Source organism: Janthinobacterium sp. GL_088, from assembly GCF_057837845.1.
In genome coordinates this window covers 1521276-1537516 of the sequence record NZ_CM174453.1, presented here as the reverse complement: position 1 = coordinate 1537516, position 16241 = coordinate 1521276, and the positions used below count along the sequence as shown (strand labels likewise).

The window sequence follows — 16241 nt, the reverse complement described above, 5'->3', positions numbered from 1 at the left end:
AGAATCGCAAGACGTAACGGTACCCGCGCGCGCAATGCGAGCACCTGCCCTGCGATGACTGTTTCCCGGCCCCCGGCCCGTGCGGCGAGTGGCCTGTTTATTTTGAATTTATGGTAAGGAAGGACTGCAACAAGGTATTCACACGCTGCGCCTGGTCCAGGGGCGTGGCGTGGCGCGAGTTCGCGATGATCTCGATCTCGCACTGCTGAAACTGTGCGGCAAAGGCCCGCTTGCTGGCGACGGGCGTGTAATCCTGGTCGGCCGCCATGATGAGGACGGGCATGGCCAGGGCCTGGAAGTGAATATCGATATCCCAGTGGAAAATGGCGTCCAGCGCGGCCAGGTAGGCGCGCTTGTCCATGCCCGCCATCTGCGTGGCGAAGCGCTCGACGAGCGCTTGCTGTGCAGGATCGGGAAACAGTTTCTTGCCGATGATCTTGCCCATGGCTTTCAGACCAAAGGTGGCGATCACCGTGCGGCGCAGCCAGTAGGCAAACAGCAGCGCGGCCGGTTTGCTGCCCTGGAACGGCTGGGAATTGATCAGGCACAAACTGGCCACCCTGCCCGGCGCGCGGTTGGCCATTTCCAGGCCCACCATGCCGCCCAGGGAAAAGCCGACGATGTGCGCGCGCGGCACGTCGAGCTGGTCCATCAAATTGAAAAGGTCATTGGCGAAGTCGCCGATCTGCCAGTCGCCGTTGGGCGCCGGACTGGCGCCATGGCCGCGCAGGTCGGGCACGATCAGGCGATAGCAGCTGCCGAGAGCGTCGATCTGCGGACGCCAGTCTTCGGCGCAGGAGCCGAGGCCGTGCAACAGAAACACGGGCTCGCCCTGCCCCGTCTCTGTGCCGGAACCCAGGTCGAGGTAATGCAATGGAACATCGGATGTCGTGTGACGCCGCATTCTGTCTCCTTGCTGTTGAACATGCTTTGTGTTCAGGTGCAGGAATATATTTTCCTGCTGTTGGAAAACATAATACGGAATCCGAATTCCGATTTCAAGTTAAATCGCTAAATAGTTCAAGTCAGGTAATTTAATGCAACACGCACCAGCTCATCCTCGAGTGCGGCCGCCGACAGGAAGGACAGCGAGCCCGACAACACGTGCTGGTTCAGGATGCCCAGCAGCACGGGCGGCACCACCATCATCGCCTGCGTGGGGTTCGGGTGGCGGATGCTGGACGACTTGCTGGCCAGCACGGCAACCGTGCGTTGCGAGATCAGATGATTGATCTGGTGTACCTTGTCGCGGAATTGCGCATCCTGCGAGCAACGCGTGATCAGGGCGCGCAGCACGCCGCGCCGGCCAGTGTTGACGGCCACGAACATGGCCACCATGGCGCGGATGAACTCTTCCAGGCTACGCCCTTCCCACTGACGCAGCTCCGTCAGAGTCTCGACCTTCTCCACCATGTCGGAAAAAAAGCGCTGCAGCAGCAAGCGGCTCAACGTATCCTTGTCGCCCAACAAACGGTAAAACGTGCCCACCGAGGTTTCCGCCAGCCTGGCCAGGTCGGCCACGCCGATTTCATCGAAACGGTTTTCCGCCAGCAACTGCTCACCCACCAGCAGCAAGCGCTCGAAGGCCAGCTTGCTGCGCGCCTGGGTGGGCTCCGGTGGAACGATCAACTGCGGGAAGGGCATCGGGAAGGAAGGCATGCGGCGTCGGCGTCTCGAAATAGTGGAACCTGGGTTCCGTTATGGGTGCGCGTATTGTAACGCGGGAGACGGCCGATGGGGAGCACCGCGTGGCGCCCTGGCGTGCGCTACCTGCCCTGCCACTCCATGTAGACGTCGGCGCGCTGGTAATGCGCATCGCCGGCCGGCCGCGCCACGTGCTTGAAACCGCTGCTTTCATACAGGCGGATGGCGGGCGCCAGCTTGCTGTTCGACTCCAGGAACAGCAGTTGCGCACCGCTGGCCTTGAAAGCATCGAAAGCGCGTTCGATCAGCCGGCGCGCAATGCCCAGGCCCTGGCACTCAGGCGTGACGGCCATCTTCGACAACTCGATGCTGGCGTCGCCGGCGCGGATCAGGGCGCAGGTACCAACGATCTTGCCATCGAGGCGCGCGAGGAAAATCTGCCCGCCGTCATCGAGAATCGAGCGTTGCGGATCGGACAGCACCTTGTCGTCCAGCGCCTCGACATAGAAATAGCGTTCCAGCCATTCGATATTCAGGCGCTTGAAATCGGCCGCGTAGTGCGCGGCGTAATCGATGATCTCCACGGCGGCCTGCTCGCGCTGGCGCCGGCAGGCGGCGATCGTTTCGCCAAAGCCTTGCAATTGCAAACGCGCTTCGGCCCAGTCCAGGCTGGCCATCAGTTGCGGCGTGCCGTGCTCGAACACGCTATCGACGGCCGCGCGCACGTCGTCCCACAGGGGCGCCATGTCGCGCAGCAACGCTTGCCCCGCGTCGGACAGCGCCAGCAGGCGGCGACGCTCATCCTTGGCGTCCGGCATCTCCACCACCACGCCAGCATCCAGCAGCTTGCGCCCCAGCTGCACCACCACCGGATGCGTCTGCCCGATCTGCGCGGCCAGGGCCGTGATCGCCGTCGGGCCGTTGTCGCGCAGCAGCAATAACAAGGGGAAGCAGCGCGACGTCAGTTCGACACCGGCGGCCAGATAGCTGGTATCGACGCCGGCATACAGTTGATCGGAAAGACGGCGCAGGCGGCTGGCCAGCATCAGGGAGCCGTAGGTTTGCAGGGTGGAGGACATGTTTGGAAGGATATATGTAAGTAGTTACGTATACCCTAACGCAAAACCGCATTCCAGGTCAAGAGCCAGCGACCGCCCTGCAACAGGCCACGCCGATATCAGAACACGCCAGCCTTGCCCGCATCAAACGCTTCCTTCCACAGATGGTAGCCCTCCAGCTCGCTTTCATGAACGGATTCATGGCCAATCAATGACTGCCCCTCCGCCGCGCCCGGACTGCGATTTGGAGCGTGGCCTATCCTGACCGTCCAGTTGCCAACCAGCGCAGCGGCCTGCGCCTCCTCGGCCGTGTCGAACTCGTATTCGCCGTATGCACAGCCGATGATCAGCAGGTAATCGTCCTCCGTTGCTACGATATCCTTGCCGCCCAAGTAAATCGCCTCGCCGCGTCCAACTTCCATCGCATCGATCATCAATACCTTGGAAACAGAAAATTTGCCGCCCTCGTCTTGGGAAAGCAACAGATCTCCTTGCTTGAAAGGAAAAGTTTTATAGTCGGGCGGGAAGAAATTTCCTGCAATCATGAGTACACCTTTCAGTTTATATTTACATCAATCTTCATCGGCAAGCGCCGCTTGCAAGCTGGCCTGAAACACGGCCCCGGCCATCTCCCCCAGTCCCGGCCACACCTGCGTCAGCCAGCGCTTGCCCTCTGCGCTTACCTCCACATACGGCGCGTCGCGCGTGGCGCAGGCCAGGCCAATCGCGATGACTTGTCCCGCATCCTCCAGCCCGCCCGCGATCATGGCGGCTATGGGCATGGCGATCAGCTCGGCGGTCAAATGCGGACGCAGCAGACAGGCGGGCGCGATGATGGCGAACGATGCTTCCGCATAACTCCAGCAATTGGTGGGCCAGTGGGCGTTTTTCACATTTTCCAGGAAGACAGCATCACTGAGCGTTTCCGGATGGGCTTGCGCTTGCGCATAGAAGGCGGCCAGGGCGACGAGCTGGGGCGGGGAAGTCCAGGTGGGCATCAATCTTGATCCAGGGAGCGCCGCAATGGGCTTGCGGCAATGGCGGACTGTAGCATGTTCAAGCGGCACGCTGAAACACGGCTGGCATAGGCATAATGCCGGTATTGCTCTCGCCTTTTTACTTGAGGAAATCCATGTCGGTCTACGCCATCACCATCCCCTGCTTTGCGCAGATGCTGCGCTCCCTGACGACGCTGTTAATTAAAGGCGAAGAACGCGCCCAGGCGCTGGGTTTCGATCCGCAAAACCTGCTCGATGCGCGCCTGGCGCCCGACATGCACACCCTGGCGCGGCAGGTGGAATTCACGTGCACCCAGGCGCAGGAAGCACTGTGCCGGCTGACGCAGCAGGCGCTGCCCCGGCTCGCCACGCCCGCCAGCATGCGAGAAGCCAAGGTGCTGATCGAGAACACCCTGGAACTGCTCGCTGCGGCGGACCGCGCAGCCATCGACGCGGGTGCAGAGCAGCCAGTGTCGATCACCCTGGCCGGCGGCTTGACCTTCGACATGACGGGCCAGGAATACGCGGTCAACTGGGCCACGCCGCAATTCTATTTTCACTTGGTGACGGCCTATAACATCCTGCGTCATAACGGCGTGCCGCTCGGCAAGGCCGAGTATGTACAACATATGTTTGCCTATGCACGCCAGGCATAAGGACCAGGACGCCGTTGCCGGCGAACTCTACGCGGGCACCATGCCTGGCCACGATGGCGGCGCCAGCTACCAGCTGTTCCTGCTGCCCGGCGAGGCCGGCGCCCTGCCCTGGCAAGACGCACTAGCCTGGGCCGCGGTGCGCGACGCCTGCCTGCCGACGCGCAGCGAACTGGCATTGCTGCACACCAACTTGCGCCACGCCTTCCCGGATGCCTGGTACTGGTCGTCAGAGGCGGACGCCATCCTGCCCCGCATGGCCTGGAGCCACGATTTCGACAACGGCACCCAGTACAACTTTCGCAAGACTTACCCAGGCCGTGCCTGCGCCGTGCGCCGGGTCAACTTGGCGCCAGCGGCCGCGGCGCCCGTCCCCCTGCAGCCGGGCGAACGCTACGCCGGCCTGATCCTCGGCACGGATGGCGCGCCCGATTACCACCTGCTGCTGCAACCGGACGAGTGCGAGCTGGAGAACCATTCCTGGCAAGCCGCATCAAACTGGGCTGCAAGCCTCGGCCACAGCCTGCCGGATCGGCGCGAGCAGACCTTGCTGTATGCGACATTGAAAGACGCATTCCGACCCAACTGGCACTGGTCGAGCGAGCCGGGCGACATCGAGGGCGAAACCTGGTGCAAGGATTTTGACACGGGCGTTGCCTATCAGAATGCGCGCGAATTTGACGGTTATGCGCGCTGCGTGCGCAGAGTGTTTGCCTGAAGCCTACGGCAAAGATGCGTAAAGCTTGGAAATAAGCTAGAAACGCTCGTCGCGCAGCGCCGGCATCACCAGTTCGCGCACGAACGAGGCATTCGACAGGCTCAGCAGCATGCGCACGACGGCAACGACGTCATGCACGGGAATCAGCTCGCCCTCGCCCCGCGCGGCGGCGTCCGCCAGCGGCACGGACAAGCCATCGTAGGTATTCAGGTAGCCCAGCTGCAGCGCCGTCACGGCCAGCCCCTGTACACGGAAACCTTCGCGCAAGGCGTCGGCGATGCCGTTCAAGGCGAATTTCGAGGCGCTGAACGTCACTTCCGGACGGCCGCTCTGGCGCAGACCGGACGTCGAACCCGTGAGTATCAGCTGCGGCTTGCTGCTGGCCAGCAAGCGGGGCACCAGGCGCTTGAGCAGCAATATCGTCGCCGTGATGTTGGTATTGACCATGTCGATGATGGCCTCGTCCGCATCGCAGAGGAAAGCGTAGTCGTCGCTGAAGGCCTTTTCTTCCCACACGCCCAGGTTGTAGATCACGACGTCCAGCGCGGCGGGTGCTTCGCGCGCGATGCGTTCGACGGCCTCGGCCGGTGCAGCCAGGTCCGCCGCGATCCATTGCAGCTGGGTACCCTGGCCGGCAGGCAAGTCGGCAGGTTGCTGGCGCGATACGCCGATGACGGCATGACCGTCAGCGAGCAAACCGTCCACCAGCGCGCGTCCCAGGCCCCGGCTGGCGCCCACGATCATGATGTGCATACTGTGTCCTTTCCAATGAAGTCAACGCTGATGATAGCGGCGTTGTATTAAGCACAGCTGAGGCGACTGCCCATCCCCCCGCATTTACTCACGCGGCGGAAATGCGTATGCTAGGTCTGGCAATCTCCGATAACACACAAGAACGAGACACATGCCTACTTCCGACACCGCCGCAAGCAACGCTGCAACACGCCCCCTCACCCAACAAGACTATAAAACCCTGTCGCTGGCCGCCCTCGGCGGCGCGCTGGAATTCTACGATTTCATCATCTTCGTCTTCTTTGCCAACGCCATCGGCCAGTTGTTCTTCCCGCCGGAAATGCCGGAATGGCTGCGCTTGCTGCAAACCTTCGGCATCTTTGCCGCCGGTTACGTGGTGCGTCCGTTGGGCGGCATCGTCATGGCCCACTTCGGCGATTTGCTCGGCCGCAAGCGCATGTTCACGCTGTCCATCCTGATGATGGCCGTGCCGACCTTGCTGATCGGCCTGCTGCCGACGTATGCCACCATCGGCCTGGCCGCCCCGCTGCTGCTGTTGTTGATGCGCATCTTCCAGGGCGCGGCCGTGGGCGGCGAAGTGCCGGGCGCGTGGGTGTTTGTGTCCGAACACGTACCGAGCCGTTTCACGGGCTTTGCCTGCGGCGTGCTGACGGCCGGCCTGACCGTGGGTATTTTGCTCGGTTCCCTCGTCGCGACGGGCTTGAACACCGTCTACACGCCAGCAGAAATCACCGATGGCGCCTGGCGCTACCCGTTCCTGCTGGGCGGTATCTTCGGCTTTGGCGCCATGTATCTGCGCCGCTGGCTGCATGAAACCCCGGTGTTTGCGGAAATGCAGCAGCGCAAGGCGCTGGCGACGGAAATGCCTTTGAAATCCGTGCTGCGCAGCCACCGCGGCGCCGTCGTCGTATCGATGCTGCTGACGTGGATGCTGTCGGCAGGCATCGTCGTCGTCATCCTGATGACGCCGGCCCTGCTGCAAAAGATCCACCACATCGCGCCGCGCACGACCCTGGTCGCCAATACCGTGGCCACGCTTTGCCTGGCCTTCGGCTGCATCATCGCCGGCATGCTGGCCGACCGCCTGGGCGGCAAGCGTGTGATCTTCGTCGGTTCCGTGCTGCTGGCCATCAGTACGTATATTTTCTACACCACCGTCGGCACCCGCCCCGACCTGCTGCTGCCCCTGTACGCGATGACGGGCCTGTTCGTCGGCGTCGTCGGCGCCGTGCCCTACGTGCTGGTGCAAGCGTTCCCGGCGCAGGTGCGCTTCTCGGGACTGTCGTTTTCCTACAACTTGTCGTACGCGATTTTCGGCGGCCTGACACCCGTGGTCGTGACCCTGATGCTGAAAAACAACGTGCTGGGCCCCGCCTATTACGTGATCGGCGTGTGCGTGGTGGGCATGCTGACGGCGCTGTTTATCAAGGATCAGCGGCAAACCGTAGGCCGTTAAATCAACCACCTGCCTACTAAGCCACCTTCGGGTGGCTTTTTTTTTCGCCCCGATTTGTCGCGCTGCACCAAATTCTGAAAAGACGTTTCACATCGCGGAATTTCAAGCGACGGACTCAGCAATTACTTCTCTCACTTTTTGAAAATTCATTTCATATCATGAAAAATATAAATTAATACCTTGCAAAACAAAGACTTAATTTAAGTTATATGTCTTATATAAGACTTGAACATCAGCGCCAATCGGCCTACTATTTAGTCATGCAGTTTGCTTCGACAAGACGTGGCGGCGCACTCGACGATTTTCTCAAACTTAGTTTTTCTTTAGGAGATACACATGTCCCAATATCAAGACGACATCAAGGCTGTTGCCGGTTTGAAAGACCAACAAGGTAGCGCCTGGAACGCCATCAATCCCGAGTCCGCCGCCCGCATGCGCGCCCAGAACAAGTTCAAGACGGGCCTGGACATCGCCCGCTACACGGCGAAGATCATGCGCAACGACATGGCCGCCTACGATGCGGACCCATCCAAGTACACCCAGTCGCTGGGCTGCTGGCACGGTTTCATCGGTCAACAGAAGATGATCTCGATCAAGAAACACTTCAACAGCACCGACCGCCGCTACCTCTACCTTTCCGGCTGGATGGTCGCCGCCCTGCGCTCCGAGTTCGGCCCGCTGCCAGACCAGTCGATGCACGAAAAAACCGCCGTCACCAGCCTGATCCGCGAGCTGTACACCTTCCTGCGCCAGGCCGATGCACGCGAACTGGGCGGCCTGTTCCGCCAGCTGGACGCGGCCCAAGGTGATGCCAAGCAAGCCATCCAGGCCAAGATCGACGGCCACGTCACCCACGTCGTGCCCATCATCGCCGACATCGACGCCGGTTTCGGCAATGCAGAAGCCACCTATTTGCTGGCGAAACAGTTCATCGAAGCGGGCGCCTGCTGCATCCAGATCGAAAACCAGGTATCCGACGAGAAACAATGCGGCCACCAGGACGGTAAAGTCACGGTGCCGCACGAAGACTTCCTCGCCAAGATCCGCGCCATCCGCTACGCCTTCCTGGAGCTGGGCGTGGACGACGGCATCATCGTCGCCCGCACGGACTCCTTGGGCGCCGGCCTGACCAAGCAGATCGCCGTCACCAATGAACCAGGCGACCTGGGCGACCAATACAACTCCTTCCTCGACTGCGAAGAAGTGTCGGCCGATGCGCTGGGCAATGGCGACGTCATCCTCAAGCGCGAAGGCAAGCTGCTGCGTCCAAAACGCCTGCCGAGCAACCTGTTCCAGTTCCGCGCCGGTTCCGGCGAAGAGCGTTGCGTGCTCGACTGCATCACCTCGCTGCAAAACGGCGCCGACCTGCTGTGGATCGAAACGGAAAAACCGCATATCGCGCAAATCGGCGGCATGGTCAGCGAAATCCGCAAGGTCATCCCGAACGCCAAGCTGGTGTACAACAACAGCCCATCGTTCAACTGGACCCTGAACTTCCGCCAGCAAATTTTCGATGGCATGAAAGCGGCAGGCAAGGACGTGTCCGCCTACGACCGCGCCCAGCTGATGAGCATGGAATACGACCAGACGGAACTGGCGATCGCCGCCGACGAGAAGATCCGCACCTTCCAGGCCGACTCGGCCCGTGAAGCCGGCATCTTCCACCACCTGATCACCCTGCCGACTTACCACACGGCAGCCTTGTCGACCGACAACCTGGCCAAGGAATACTTCGGCGACCAGGGCATGCTGGGCTACGTGGCTGGCGTACAGCGCAAGGAAATCCGCCAGGGCATCGCCTGCGTGAAACATCAAAACATGTCCGGCTCGGACATCGGCGACGATCACAAGGATTACTTCAGCGGCGAAGCGGCGCTGAAGGCAGCGGGCAAAGACAACACCATGAACCAGTTCTGAGATTTTGGCTTGGCTGTAGAGTGAGAAAGCCCGCTTCGGCGGGCTTTTTTGCGAGAGGGGGATTCCATCAATGAGACTGCCCGCATAAATCCACAGGTGTCTAATTTATCACGGCGTGAATGCCCCCAAAACTGCCCCAGCATTTTTAAACCTGTAATATATTTTTTATCCCAAGCAAGAAGATGTACGTGATTGACGAAGTGAGTTAAGAAGTCGTCACAGAAATTGCTTCAGCGTCAGTCCTCCTGCAATTCCTTCTCTGTGAGCACTGAAAGCTCGGGGAAAATGCCGCTGGCAATAACGTTTGCCTTCACTGTTTCAGGAGCGTTGACAAAGAAAACCAGCACAAGTCCCCGCTTTGCGCGGGTGCAGCAGACATAAAGAAGGCGTAGGGTTCTACTCCAAGTATTTTCGCCTTCGGCTTCGAATGAAACACGGTCAGCCGTTCGTGATGGCTCGTCTGCAAAAACCCGTTCGTAGTCGTAGCTGTTATACGTGTTCTCTTCCTCGTCGAGTACTACAAGGACGCGGTCAAACTGAGCACCTTTCACCCCATGCTGGGTAGAGTATGGTGAACCTTCAGAGATATATCGCTGATAGGGCCAGAGTTCTAGCACAGGACAGGCAAGCATCTTCATCACTGCGAGATCAGCAGGTTTAAAAGCAGTGACTTCCGCAGCGTTCTCCGATGAGCTAGTGTAAAACTGAAGCGCTATCTCGAATCTTTCGTCGAATGTCCACAGGCCTGTATCCCGAAGATGGACTGCCACGGCGCCAATTGTCATCTCGCCGTCACTCAACATTTCGCCAAGCGTCAACACTGAGGCTCGCACCTCTTGCAACACTTTTACAGCGTCACAACCAGTTAGAGCGTTCGGTACTAAGCGAGGACAGTGCTGCCGCAAAAGTGTCATCGCTGCGAACTCGTTACCAGCGCGCATGTTGATAACCAGTGGCAGGGCGAAGGTGATAAATGGTCGGACAGGCCATCCGGTACCATCTTGCATCCCCTCCTTTATCGCATCGGGAGCTCTATCATTCAATGCTGCGTAGATACCTTCAAACCCGAGTCTTTTAGCTGCAATCCTGTGGACGATAACTAACACCTTAGTTGCAAGTTCGGGCGTAGTCCACCCATCGTCTCCGTCCGCAGTGGCGCTCCAGGTTCGCACTTTCGCCAACGCCTCGGCACGATTCATAGTCTTCGGCAACACGAACATTCTTGCAGATCCTTGCACCAACTGAGTCTCGCCATCAACATCTTCATGAAGTCCACGAATCTGTTGCATGCCATCAGCTTGGGCACGGATGGCATTTGCGACTTCTAACACTTTCTTGGCACTACGAAAGTTTTCTGGCTTCGTGATTTCCCGCCAATGCTCTTCTAAAGGAATGTCGCCAATCCCTCTCATGAAGATCTTTTGCATCGGATCGCCAAAGAACCCCAAACAAAACTGTCCTCGCATCTGCGTTTCGACATGCCGAAAAGACTTTACAACCCCCTCAAACGTATCCTGGCTCTCATCAATGAAAACAAAAGGAAATTTAAGTGCCACCAACTTACGAAACAGCGGACGCTCTTCGAACAGAAACTCGGCAAGCTGTAAGATATCCTCATGACCTAAGACGCCCTTCGAGTAGTCGCTACCGACACTGTAAGTAAACGTTGTCACCTTGCTTAACGCATTAAGATGGCTTGAATATCTATCACGTTCTTTTTGGTTGTTTTCCCGAGTAGCCGCTCGGACCCTTGAGCCAAAGTTATCCGCCGTCTCGATTAGCTTATCAAGCTTCAGTTGTATAGATCCCTGTAACCAAATTTTAATGTCGGACTGAAAGGTCCTGACGATTTTCCAGTAAAAACTATGGATAGTTGACACATGAACAAGTGGATTTTCTTCGACGTCAGTCAGAATTTCGTTAGCGGCTAGCTCCGTATAAGTAATACAAGCGACCTTCTGCTTGCGCATCCGCATGCTTGCACCATGCGCCGAAATCACCCACTCAATAGCTTTAAGAAGTGAGGTGGTCTTCCCAGAACCAGCGCCCGCACGAACCACAAACGATTGAGGTGGCGATGCAGTGATACAGGTTTTAATTTCGACGTCTGCCTTAGTGTCCGGACTGTTGAGCCTCCTGCTCATGCAACGCCTCCTTCCACATCGTTTACTACAATAGCACCACCGTCAGTTGGCGCAATACCAGCAGCACCAACAATGACAGCGTCTTCGGCTTCTATCTCGTGAGCAACAAGCGCCTCCAACCAGACAAGGCCCTCGCTGATGTATGAAGGAACTTTCCATCCGGAAACAGGGCCGCTGGCCAGTATTTCAAGCGCAAATTTAGTTTTGTCGAAATTTTTTCCGGTCACACGTTTATGAAGCGCCTCCGCAAGTTCCTGGGGTGTATTTGCAGCCGTCTTTAACCGAAGTCCAACTGACGCATTTATCTCATCTTGACACCAGATCGCATTTTCGAGCCCAAATGCTTCTTCAAGTGTACGTCCGCAACGGCTCAAAGTTTGCCCTTTGATGGTCACTGGAACAGGCGTCTGATAAGCAACGCGAACGTAAGCGCCTGATCCCCCGGCGAGTGCCAAAATCTTTTCCTCCTCCTTGACATTCCATAGATCTGCAACGGTGTGCTTCTTTGGAATCCAACTGATGAGCGTCTGGTTGGATGTAACGGCGGCATCGATATGTGCATGGCATGTACTTCCACGTTTCTTCAACTTCTTTTTGTCTTCCTTACCTTCCTCGACCAATCCATCGTCATCAACCTCAAATAATTTCAAATCTTCGTCGTCTAACTCGGCAGCATCAGATGGTCCTGCGACAGGGTCGCCTTCATTAGCTTCAGTTTGATTCTTATGTGCTGGGGCTGTTTCTGCCTTCACTAAAACACTGTCAAGATCAGTAACGACAAGCGTTGTCAGTCCCAAAAACTCGATTAGTTCTTGAAAGCGATGCGCGAATGCCCCGCCAACTTCTAAAATTGTAAGTGCTGACGAACGCAATCGCTTGGCTGACGACTCAATCATTGCCGGTATGAGCAGACGCTCAACGTTTCCCTCCACCAGAATTGCAGCATCTGAGAAAAAAAGGTCACAATGGGTTAGCTTCAGGTAGCGCTGAAGAAATTCTCGTGCGTCCTTTTCCTCCGCCTTAGCCTTAAAACGAGACAGGTTGCGGACGTCTGTGTGATGTTCCAATTTAGCTGCAACACGCCGAAAATATCGAATTGGTGAGAAACCTCGCTCATACAGGATATGCGGAGAGTGCGTGGTGATGACCATCTGAGTGTGAAAGAAATTCGCCGATTCGTTCTTTTCCTCTAACAGACGCATGACATTCCTGATAAAAACCTGCTGGATCTGCGCATGCAAGTGGGCTTCCGGTTCCTCGATAAAAACGAGGTGCAGCGGTGCACGGTCTTCTTCATCCGCTTTCCATTGCTCATGCAAATCCAAGAGTTCAACAACCATGTAGACCAGGTTTTTAAATCCCAGTCCGTTGTAGCTATCCGGAAGGTGTGCGGTGACTTCGCCAGGAACGACATAATGGACTTTAGCGTCTTGGCCTAGTACAGTCATAGGGTCTAACGCTGCACGAATAACAATCTCAGGATTATTGACGCCAGGATAACCCAGCTTAGAAAGTCGCTTAAGCGTATCGCTAAAGACCTCCTCTAAATGGAAATTCAATCCTCTCTCAGAGGAGTCTAAAGCCTTCAAAACTGCGTAGTCGTCGCCTCGCTTCTCAAGGTTACGCTGATAGAACCTGCTCAGTCGACGTGAAAGATTTTCAGCTCGATCAGAACTACCACTGCCTGGATCATCGAGATGTCGCTGGGCTCTCAGAAAATCCACTTTCAAGAGTGATTTTAGAATAGCTGCACCACCCGGCTCGCTTATGATAGGAAGCGGCTGGTAATCTTCTGATTTCTCCCTATAGTTTTCAAACTGCTGCTCATCTAGTACATAGTAGCTAAAGGCATATTCCTTCGGCAACTCCTTGGCGAGATACTTTGTCAAGCTGCTGGGCCAGGGCTTGTAATCGCTCGCATCTTCTGCTGCGTCAACTGGGCCAGCCGTAGCTGCGGAGTCGCTGGCGGGATTTACAAGATCGACTTTTCCCGTTGCAGCAGACGCTGCTGCTGTAGCCTTGTCACGAAGCTCACGGAATCGCTGTATTAGTGCCTGCGGATTTTTGGGCTCGAAGGCCACGCGGATTCCAACACATTTTCCGGCCCAGTCGCTACTTGGAAGCAGCGTCATTGCAATCGCTACGTCACTCGCATCAACTCTAAACCATAGGTCCAAAAGTATGTGAGGCAAATCCGACGACGCGCTCGCGTGACCGGAAGTGCTAACCCCAATTTCGTCGATCTTTGACCAGAGCGCTGCACTGAAGTCAAAAAGTTCAAACTTCTTTGCTTCAGCTTTAATCATCGAGTACAAGCCTTGAACTGCCGATGTCTTGCCGCTATTGTTTGCCCCGACAAAAATTGATATTTCATCATCCAGTTCAATAGCAACGTCCCTCAGCCGCCGATAGTTCTGCAACCTGTAAGCCTGTAACCTCATTACGCTCCCCCTTCTATCATGACCATACTTTGAATGCAAAAATATAATTCATTTTCCATATCAAAGATTAGCTTCAGATCGCACTAGGAAATCATGACCAGCCAAATCTTCTTTAATTTAAAAATGTACTCGATTCTCGCAGGGCAGAATATAAATTATTTTTCTTAATATCAGCTATTATTTCTTACCAATCAAAACTATATTATTGAAATTTAAACACAATCAGACGAAAAAATATCCACGCAGATAAAATATCAGACTAATTTTTCGCGATTTCCGCTCGATTTCACATACTGGCGACGACTTTATGCTTCATATATCCATGCTAGCCTCCAACAATCCGAGAATACGTCTTTTATGCATATGTTGTCTACAAATAATTACAAAGCCAGTTTCGAAAGTGATAATTTCGTTCCCGATGAAGCAAATATACACTCGATCAGAGACGATATTGATAGAGATCATTTATTAAAAATAGTATTCCCAGTACGAACTGCATTGGGATCACATCAGCAATTTCTACATAAGCTCCGCCAAATAGGCGGCTAGGCCTGAGCTACCCAATCTTCGCCGGTAGCTCGTGTGCTTGAAAAAACTACCCATTCTAAAAATCCCACACGTTGCGCAGCCGCCAAGGTCAGGTCTGCCATTTGGACACAGACTGATGCACTGGCCGCCGTAAAAGCATGCTCAGTCAATACCTAATTAGAACCACGGACGTGCGCAGCAGGCGCGCGGGGCTGCCGCGCAGCGGCAGCAGTTGGACAATTTGGAGAGGGCCGGTAGGCCCGCCCCGTGACGTCTTATGGGGTGGGGCCACTGTTAACTCCCACTCAAGCGACTCCACGCCTAGCGTCAATACAGCGCTGCTGCCATTGAGCGATCTCCTCTGCGTCCCAGGCGATGGACTTGGGACCAATGGGAATAGGCGCTGGCAACACGCCTGCCTTCACCTTGCGCCAGATTGTGGCGCGGGACCAGCCGGTGGCCTCGATTACCGCAGGCAAGCGGAGGAATTTTTTAGTCGTGGTCATAAGATTCTCCTTCGATTGATGAACAGCTAACAATAGAGAGTCATGCCGACTCTCCGCGATCATTCCGGCAGCGCCAAGGCTGCACCTCTTTGCATCTCTTCTGTTCCATGCGCTGCGCCCCTGATACAAGTGGGCGGTCATCTGCCCAGATAGATGGAAGTGACCTGTTCACGGCCATGCCCCATCTCCACCGAAATCTTCATCCGCGCAGCTTGATCTGCGAGTTTTTGTGAAGCATCCAACTGTCTGGACGTCGGGCCGCCACAGGCTGGACAAAGTCGGCCAGTCAACTCGGTGTAGCGCCGCTGCGCGTATTCATGCCGCAACCCGTGCACACCATGAAGCCCGGCTTTGTCGCACTGCGCACGAAAGCGGTTCAACTGGTCCCGATAGCGCAACTGCGCCGGAATCAAGCTGCCTTTTCCCGCCAGCGCCTTGGCGGCGTCCAGCGCGGCGCGCTGCTGCATGGTGGCAATCGGCACCTCCCGGTATTTGCCACCCTTGGTCCAGCTATCCTGCAGCCGCAGGATGTTCCCGCCATCGGCCCATCCCGGCTTGATCTTGATGCTTTCCTCGCGCCGCAAACCAAACGCTGCCTGCAGCTGCAGGGACATGCGCGTATACGGATCATTCACGCGGGCCAGCGTGTCGGGGTCCAGCACCTTGGCCTTCGAAACGTTGGTGACAAACACCCGCTCCGCGATGCCGTATTCGCCGTTGGTGCGCGCAATGATGTTTTCCTTGCCGATCTTCTCGGCCCACCAGCGCAAGGCGCTCATGCGATTCTTGATCGTTCCGCTACTGATGCCATCCTGCTTCCACTTGTCGAGCAGCGCCGCCACATGCTTCGGTTTCAGACTATCCACGCTCATATGCTGGAAGCCTCGTTCCGCCAGGTCGTTGGCGCACAGGTTTAATAGGCGCTCGCGGTCGGCCTGCGTCGCAAAACTGCCATCCCGGTTGCGGTGACACAGTTGCTTGAGCTGGTAGTTCAAGTCGCGCATGGCAAAGTCATCCTTTCGATCTTGGATTTTCACATCGATGCCGCGTGGTGTAATCCTGTCAGGTAAGTGTTTCTGGCCACCCTCACTGCCTCAGCAGAAAAGGTTGAATCAAGGGCCTCGGGACACCACTCCCGTGTATGCGGTTGCTGTTACTGCCTGCCCGCGCCGCATGCGCGTGTGGCACCGCTGCGCGCTCCCGGAGGAAGCTGCCGCAGCGGGGACCAATCACCCAGGGTCCATGGAGTGCACATCGTGCACGGATCAACTTCTACTAATCAGCCCGTAGCGGGCAAAGGACATCGCAGGGCTTGCCTGCGATGCGGGGCGCCTGGCCCCGTCACTGAACACCATCACGCGGTGGAATTCCGCTTGCCGCCTGGGCCTATGCCGTCGGCGGCGCGTCGTCACTGGCAGCACGCCG

The 16241-nt window shown here is 56.8% G+C and carries 14 protein-coding genes; 4 read left to right on the top strand and 10 right to left on the bottom strand.

What is annotated here, in order from left to right; all coding sequences use genetic code 11:
• Window positions 1–97 precede the first annotated feature (97 nt).
• The 5 genes from AC3IQ7_RS06860 to AC3IQ7_RS06840 form a co-directional block, all read right to left on the bottom strand.
• Complete coding sequence (locus tag AC3IQ7_RS06860; protein ID WP_489208687.1) at window positions 98–904, bottom strand: alpha/beta fold hydrolase; 807 nt, start codon at window positions 902–904, stop codon at window positions 98–100.
• 116 nt (window positions 905–1020) lie between these two features.
• Window positions 1021–1659 carry a TetR/AcrR family transcriptional regulator gene (locus AC3IQ7_RS06855; protein WP_199534461.1) on the bottom strand — a complete coding sequence of 213 codons (639 nt, stop codon included), beginning with the start codon at window positions 1657–1659 and terminating at the stop codon, window positions 1021–1023.
• A gap of 107 nt (window positions 1660–1766) precedes the next feature.
• A complete protein-coding gene (locus tag AC3IQ7_RS06850; RefSeq protein WP_489208686.1) occupies window positions 1767–2723 on the bottom strand; it encodes a bifunctional helix-turn-helix transcriptional regulator/GNAT family N-acetyltransferase in 957 nt (318 codons plus the stop codon).
• A 98-nt stretch (window positions 2724–2821) separates the two neighbouring features.
• Entirely contained in the window at window positions 2822–3247 is a 426-nt protein-coding gene (locus tag AC3IQ7_RS06845) for a hypothetical protein (RefSeq protein ID WP_489208685.1), read from the bottom strand.
• Window positions 3248–3274: 27 nt separating this feature from the next.
• Window positions 3275–3700, bottom strand: a complete 426-nt coding sequence (locus AC3IQ7_RS06840; protein WP_489208684.1) for a hypothetical protein — start codon at window positions 3698–3700, stop codon at window positions 3275–3277.
• A gap of 134 nt (window positions 3701–3834) precedes the next feature.
• On the opposite strand from AC3IQ7_RS06840, the gene AC3IQ7_RS06835 reads away from it, so the two are divergent.
• Window positions 3835–4356, top strand: a complete 522-nt coding sequence (locus tag AC3IQ7_RS06835) for a DUF1993 domain-containing protein (protein ID WP_489208683.1) — start codon at window positions 3835–3837, stop codon at window positions 4354–4356.
• Window positions 4340–5071, top strand: coding sequence for an Lcl C-terminal domain-containing protein (locus AC3IQ7_RS06830; protein WP_489208682.1), 732 nt, complete (start codon window positions 4340–4342; stop codon window positions 5069–5071). Before AC3IQ7_RS06835 ends, AC3IQ7_RS06830 begins: the two co-directional genes overlap by 17 nt.
• A 36-nt stretch (window positions 5072–5107) precedes the next feature.
• Here AC3IQ7_RS06830 and AC3IQ7_RS06825 read toward each other — a convergent pair whose 3' ends face one another.
• Entirely contained in the window at window positions 5108–5824 is a 717-nt protein-coding gene (locus AC3IQ7_RS06825) for an SDR family oxidoreductase (protein ID WP_489208681.1), read from the bottom strand.
• A 151-nt stretch (window positions 5825–5975) separates the two neighbouring features.
• Between AC3IQ7_RS06825 and AC3IQ7_RS06820 the strand changes: the two genes are divergently transcribed.
• Window positions 5976–7280 carry an MFS transporter gene (locus AC3IQ7_RS06820; protein ID WP_489208680.1) on the top strand — a complete coding sequence of 435 codons (1305 nt, stop codon included), beginning with the start codon at window positions 5976–5978 and terminating at the stop codon, window positions 7278–7280.
• 336 nt (window positions 7281–7616) lie between these two features.
• Window positions 7617–9197 (top strand): isocitrate lyase, encoded by a 1581-nt coding sequence (locus AC3IQ7_RS06815; RefSeq protein WP_489208679.1) that lies wholly within the window; start codon window positions 7617–7619, stop codon window positions 9195–9197.
• A 236-nt stretch (window positions 9198–9433) separates the two neighbouring features.
• Here the strand turns inward: AC3IQ7_RS06815 and AC3IQ7_RS06810 are convergent, their stop codons facing one another.
• The 4 genes from AC3IQ7_RS06810 to AC3IQ7_RS06795 all read right to left on the bottom strand — a co-directional run bounded on the left by AC3IQ7_RS06810 (window position 9434) and on the right by AC3IQ7_RS06795 (window position 15820).
• Entirely contained in the window at window positions 9434–11341 is a 1908-nt protein-coding gene (locus AC3IQ7_RS06810) for a UvrD-helicase domain-containing protein (RefSeq protein ID WP_489208678.1), read from the bottom strand.
• A complete protein-coding gene (locus AC3IQ7_RS06805) occupies window positions 11338–13782 on the bottom strand; it encodes an AAA family ATPase (protein WP_489208677.1) in 2445 nt (814 codons plus the stop codon). The genes AC3IQ7_RS06810 and AC3IQ7_RS06805 overlap by 4 nt, the downstream gene beginning before the upstream one ends.
• Window positions 13783–14615: 833 nt before the next feature.
• On the bottom strand, window positions 14616–14816 hold the full coding sequence (locus AC3IQ7_RS06800; RefSeq protein ID WP_034760447.1) for a helix-turn-helix transcriptional regulator: 201 nt from the start codon (window positions 14814–14816) through the stop codon (window positions 14616–14618).
• Window positions 14817–14953: 137 nt separating this feature from the next.
• Window positions 14954–15820, bottom strand: a complete 867-nt coding sequence (locus AC3IQ7_RS06795) for a phage integrase N-terminal domain-containing protein (protein ID WP_489208676.1) — start codon at window positions 15818–15820, stop codon at window positions 14954–14956.
• Window positions 15821–16241 lie beyond the last annotated feature (421 nt).